General features: G+C 68.8%; 9 protein-coding genes. All 9 read right to left on the bottom strand.

Translation table 11 applies throughout. From position 1 onward, the window contains the following. Positions 1–1350: hypothetical protein (locus B7W94_RS17770; protein WP_085607991.1), on the bottom strand; the 1350-nt coding region annotated here is incomplete at its 3' end. Between the two features lie 110 nt (positions 1351–1460). Next, on the bottom strand, positions 1461–1589 hold the full coding sequence (locus tag B7W94_RS18510; protein WP_005052780.1) for a hypothetical protein: 129 nt from the start codon (positions 1587–1589) through the stop codon (positions 1461–1463). Then, positions 1586–1867, bottom strand: coding sequence for a hypothetical protein (locus B7W94_RS17765; RefSeq protein WP_005052783.1), 282 nt, complete (start codon positions 1865–1867; stop codon positions 1586–1588). The genes B7W94_RS18510 and B7W94_RS17765 overlap by 4 nt, the downstream gene beginning before the upstream one ends. Beyond that, complete coding sequence (locus tag B7W94_RS17760; protein ID WP_043341033.1) at positions 1864–2145, bottom strand: hypothetical protein; 282 nt, start codon at positions 2143–2145, stop codon at positions 1864–1866. The genes B7W94_RS17765 and B7W94_RS17760 overlap by 4 nt, the downstream gene beginning before the upstream one ends. A gap of 71 nt (positions 2146–2216) precedes the next feature. After that, on the bottom strand, positions 2217–2633 hold the full coding sequence (locus B7W94_RS17755) for a hypothetical protein (RefSeq protein ID WP_043341034.1): 417 nt from the start codon (positions 2631–2633) through the stop codon (positions 2217–2219). A 71-nt stretch (positions 2634–2704) separates the two neighbouring features. Then, positions 2705–2926, bottom strand: a complete 222-nt coding sequence (locus tag B7W94_RS17750; protein ID WP_005052790.1) for a hypothetical protein — start codon at positions 2924–2926, stop codon at positions 2705–2707. Between the two features lie 47 nt (positions 2927–2973). Further along, on the bottom strand, positions 2974–3273 hold the full coding sequence (locus B7W94_RS17745; protein ID WP_062633405.1) for a hypothetical protein: 300 nt from the start codon (positions 3271–3273) through the stop codon (positions 2974–2976). A gap of 164 nt (positions 3274–3437) precedes the next feature. Beyond that, on the bottom strand, positions 3438–3680 hold the full coding sequence (locus B7W94_RS17740; RefSeq protein WP_005051904.1) for a hypothetical protein: 243 nt from the start codon (positions 3678–3680) through the stop codon (positions 3438–3440). Between the two features lie 36 nt (positions 3681–3716). Then, on the bottom strand, positions 3717–4943 hold a 1227-nt coding region (locus B7W94_RS18200; protein ID WP_216353907.1), incomplete at its 5' end, for a hypothetical protein.

Here is a 4943-nt window from a genome sequence, read left to right as displayed (position 1 = left end):
ACTCCGATGCATCCAACCCGGTTCCCTTCGCCGAATGAGGAGGGGATGCCCGGCTTCCCCCTCCGTGGTCATGTGGGGGCCGGCGTTGGTCCAGCAGTTCTGCGCGCGCGTCTCGCACCACAGCGCGAGCCGCGCTTCGCGGGGGAGGCAGGCACGATGTGTCCACCAGGCGCGCTTCTCGCCGTAGGGTCCGAACTGGTGGCCCTCGCTGTGCGCGATCGCGTCGTGGACGGCGCGGAAGACGTCGTTGGCGAGCATCGGCGCCCGCTCGCCCGTGGGCAGGGTGACCGTAACGCTGCGAGCCATCGGATGATCCGGCGGAAGGGCCCCCTCGCTGTGCTGCGAGACCTCGGTGCGGAAGTAGAACAGGTGCTTGTTCTCGCGGAGATCGGCCAGCATCGCGGCAGAGTCGGCGTAGGGTTGCTCGGTCTCGCCGTGCCAGGGCTCGAAGGTGTAGCCGGCTTCTGTGAGCATGTCCCACTGAGCGCCGATGTGCTGCCGCAGTGATCGGTAGGAGCGGGCGACCTGCGGGTGCGCGGGCTCGTGCGGTGCGGCCGCGTATGCCCTCGCTGCAGCGATGTCGTCGAGCTCGGTCAGTCGGGGGATCGGCGTGCGCTGTGGGAAACCGTGCGCATCGGCGTACCGCTCTCTGAGCGACTGGATCTCCTTGATCGGCTGGTGGTGACGGTAGCTGTCGTTGCCGGGCACGAAGGCAACGTGCGCTCGAGCGAAGGTGGGTTCTGTTCCGAGACGGGCGGCGATCGCGTTCACGGCGGATGCCGGCAGCGGATACTCGGCGGGTTCCGCGATCTCGAGCTTGCCGTCATAGAGCCTGCCTCCCGGTGCGCCGGCGGCGCGGAGAATGTCGAGGGTCTCCTGGACCTGCTGCTGCGAGCCGGTGCCGGCGGCGAAGCTGTAGACCCGGTCGGGGCCGTCAGCGTCGAAGTACCCGGCCATGATGCTGTCCTGCTCATACCGCCCCGCCAGCTCGCCGGCCCAGTCGGTGACCTGCTCGAAGCTGTCCGCGTGGACGATGTAGGCGCCTGCAGGCTCCGACGTGCCCTCCCAGAGCCCGTCCGCGTGCTGCAGCTCGGAGATCTCGATCCCGTGACGTTCCGCGGCCGCGCGCAGGGTGTCTTCGTACTCGATCCACTCGTCGGTGTCCCAATAGCTGGGGCGCGAGCTCATCCGCATCAGCTCGCCCGAGACCGGCCGGAACGGGGTCGCGCCGATGAAGGCCTCAAGCTGCTTCTCGGCGTTCCGCTCGCGCTTCTCGGCGCGGCGACGCCGCTGCCCTTCGGCCGTCGACGACGGGCACCGCCGCCCTCCGTGGTCGATGTCGTCGCACATGGCCTCTCCCGTTCGTCTGCTGGGTATAGGCCGGGGTTGGGGGTGTTCGCGGACAGAAATCGGGGCCCCGCCGGTCGGCAGGGCCCCGATGAGGGCGGCATGGTCAAACGTCAGCCGTTGAGCTCCTCCCACACCTGGTAGGCGCGGTGAAACTCCGGGCTGTCATCGTCGCCGTCACGCACGAGCTGGTCGAGGTACTCGTCGAGCTCAGCCTGGGAGAGCTGGCGGGGATCCTTCATCCTTCGGCTCCCGCCTCGGCAGGCGGGCAACTGCACCGTGCACGCGGCCGCGAACCGTTCCAGTTCCCGACGTAGAACAGCGCGCACGGCCATTCGTGCTCGCCGCGGCGCCGCAGCCTGGGGACGGTCACCGTGAGCTCGCTGCCCAGGCTCAGCGCGTCCATGATGTCGTCCGCGATGTAGCCGGCCTCCTCGTCCGCCTCGTCCGTGTGCTGCTGGATCGTGCGCACGATCGTTGCGCGCACGTCCAGCGTGACGGTCGGCGATGCCTCGTTCATCGGGTGTCCTCGTCGGGGTCCACACGCTGGATCGCCTCGTGCAGGCGGGCCAGTCGGTCCTCTCGCACGATGATGACGAAGACCACCGCAATGCCGGCAAGAGGCAGGAGCACGATCGGGGCGGGGACCACGATCACCACGCCGACAGCGAGCAGCACGATCGGCAGGATCACCCTCAGCGTTGCGCGGCGGTGCTGACCGAGCTCGTTCCTGATGCGATCCTTGATGACCCCGTCCTGCTGTGCGAAGGCGGTGGCCGGGTCCGAGGAACGCAACATGCTCCGGATTGCGCGAGTTGTCCACTCGCTCAGCGTGCGCTGATGCCGATCCCTACTACTCTCACGCCCGGTCATCGCGTGTACTCGCTCGGGGACGGGATCGGCAGGTCAGGATCGCGGATCTCGTACTGCCGGTCCTCCACGTAGGCCGCGTACTCGTCTGCGAAGTCGTATGCCTCGGCCTCGCTGTGCCCTTCCTGGCGCGCATGATCGAACGCGCTCCGCCACGGCTGACCGGTCGAATCGAGCGGCGGGTACAGGCGGTCGATCAGCACCTGATTCGCAGCGTCGTCGATCCTTCCGCGAGCCTCGGCGTCGGCGATCGCTCTCGCAGTCGCATGTGTGCCGTCTCGCAGCCGCGACAGATCACTCGAAGAGGGCACCACCCGCGCATAGGTGCAGTCGTCCCACCGGCAGTAGGTGGTCGTCTCCTCTGGCGTGAGCGGGCGGGGAGTGACGCTCACCAGCGCGGCGCCGCGTCCGCACACGGGGCATCGTCGAGCCTCCGCGCTGCGGACACCAACGCCGCGGCGATGGGCTGTGTTGTTCCGGCGCTCGGTCATCGCTCGCTCCCGCTCTCGTTGGGCGGGTTGGTGATGATGAACCCTGTGCCGGCGTCGGGCTGGTCCTGGCGCAGTCCGACGATCTCGGTGTCGGTCGCGTCGGTGTCGTTGAGGGTCTGAGCGAGCAGGTCGGCGTACTCGTCCGCGGTGAGTGCCTGGACCGCGGCGGCGTCGGTGACGTCGACGGGCTTGCCGTTGACGTGGAAGATGCGGGTCATGGGGTTCTCTCCTGCTGATGCGTCGTGGTGTCCATCCTCGTCGTGGGTCAGCGGAGGTCGAGCTCGACGCTGTCGGCCTCGAGGTCGGGGATGGTCTGGGCAGGGTGGCTGAACGTGACAGCCGGGCCGTGGACGATTACACGGTCGCCGCGGTGGGTCGTCAGCCGGAGCATCTCGGCGAGGATCCCGTTGGCGTGGACGTTGTATGAGCCGGCGTCGGTCTCGACGCGGAACCCTACGCGCGCCTGACGGTCGGTGAGTCGGCGGACGAGGGTGAGCGGTGTGCGGACGGTTCCTGCGATGGTGACCGCGGTGCCCGTGGGGGCTGCGGCCTGGGTGATGGTCATGGCCTGTCTCCTCAATCAAATAGTGAATGTGACATTCACTGACTATACGCCTGCGAGTCTGGTAGGGGAACCCCCGTGCCTGACTGTGCCGCAGGCCCTTCTTGCTGGGTATAGGCCGGTCTTGGCGCTGTTCGCGGACACCCGAGTTGCGAAGATCGGTGAGGTTAGTCGTCGATGCTGCTGTCGGGTTCGTCACACGCGCCACTGTTGATGGCATCGACGCCGGCTTTCGTGAGCACCCAGCCGGGTTCGACCCATGAGTAGCGCTCGATCAGACCGCGCCTGCGGAGAGACTGGATGGTGCCACCGGGAATCCCCAGGCCTGTCGTATCGAGGTAGCTGGCGCCACCGGAGGGGGACCGGCCATCGGCGATCATCCGCATGGTGACCCGCTGCGACCAGTTCAACGGCGGGGCCTTCTTGCGGCGGTTGAGCTGTCGATGTCAGGCGGAACGTGCGAGCTGCGCAGCGGAGGCGGTCGGCTGCAGCGCGAGGAGCCGCTGCGCCTTCGCTGCTTCGATCTCGCCCGGCAGCTCTCCCTTACGAGCGCCGGAGCGGCCGTAGAGAAGGACTTTCACGCCGGTCTTGGAGGCCTGCGCTCGGTCGGCGATCTCGAGGATGGTCATGCCGGAGGCCATCAGTTGTCGGACGTGCCGGCGAACGGGGTCAGCGGGCACGCGCGGGGCCTGCGGGGCGATGCCGGCTTCCCGCCGCCGGCGTCGCTCTTCGGTCAGCGATGCGTCGGCGCAGGAGATCTCGGCAGGGCATTGATCTCGGTCCTTGCAGCCGAGCTGGTAGCCGTAGGCGGTCCCGTGGTGTTCGGCCGGGATGCTCTGTTCCTTCCGGTTTGCCATCCACTGCCGGTGATACTCGCGGCCCGCCTCGATGCACTCCGGTCGATCGCAGCCACGCGCCCGGCAGGCGTTGGTGCCGTGCGGCTGCAGCTGCCGCGGTCGGGAGACGCGAGGGGCCCGCGGGGTCTGCGGCCGCGGCATCCGCGGCCTGGCCGGCGGTGCCGGGCGATCATGCTTCGCGAGCTCGTCGACTGCTGCCTGATGCCTGGCGGTGGCGTCCTGCAGAGCACGCTCGATCACGCCGCCGACCGATAGGCCGCTTCCGGCGGCGATGGTGGCCGTCTTGAGCGTCTCGACCGCGGAACGCAGCTGGACGCGCAGATCCCGGTGGTCGCTGCGCCACTGTGCGAGCTCGTCGACGTGACGATCCAGCGCTGCTTCGTAGCCGTCGACCGTCTCCGCGAACGTGCTGGCACGCTCGACGGGGAGCGTCTCGGCCGCGAGGCGGGCCTTGTCGATCCACTGATAGCCAGGATGCGTGCGCGTCCTCAGCAACGTCGGTCGCGGGGTCGCGATCCTCAGCGGCGCCGTCTTCGGCGGGCGGGCGGGCCGTGCTGTCGGTGTGCGCTTCGAGGCCTGCTTGGGTCGGCGGGGCTGCGTGGCTTCGGCCGCGGCCCGGCGCTCTTCTCGAGCGGCGATCTTGTCACGCTGCCGGGACTGGGCGCGTGCGGCTGCGTCGCGCTCGAGGATCTCCGCAAGGGGCGAGCCGGCGTAGCTGAGCTTCGCGAAGGAGAAGTCGCCGGCAGAGCGGGTGTGGATGGTGCGGCAGGGGATGTGAGCGGGGCACGAAGCAGTGCGGCATCCGCGGCGGTACCC

The sequence above is a fragment of the Microbacterium sp. LEMMJ01 genome (assembly GCF_002114135.1).
Taxonomy (GTDB): Bacteria; Actinomycetota; Actinomycetes; order Actinomycetales; family Microbacteriaceae; genus Microbacterium.
The sequence above is the reverse complement of the archived record's forward strand: the minus strand, read 5'-3'. Positions and strand labels throughout refer to the sequence as shown.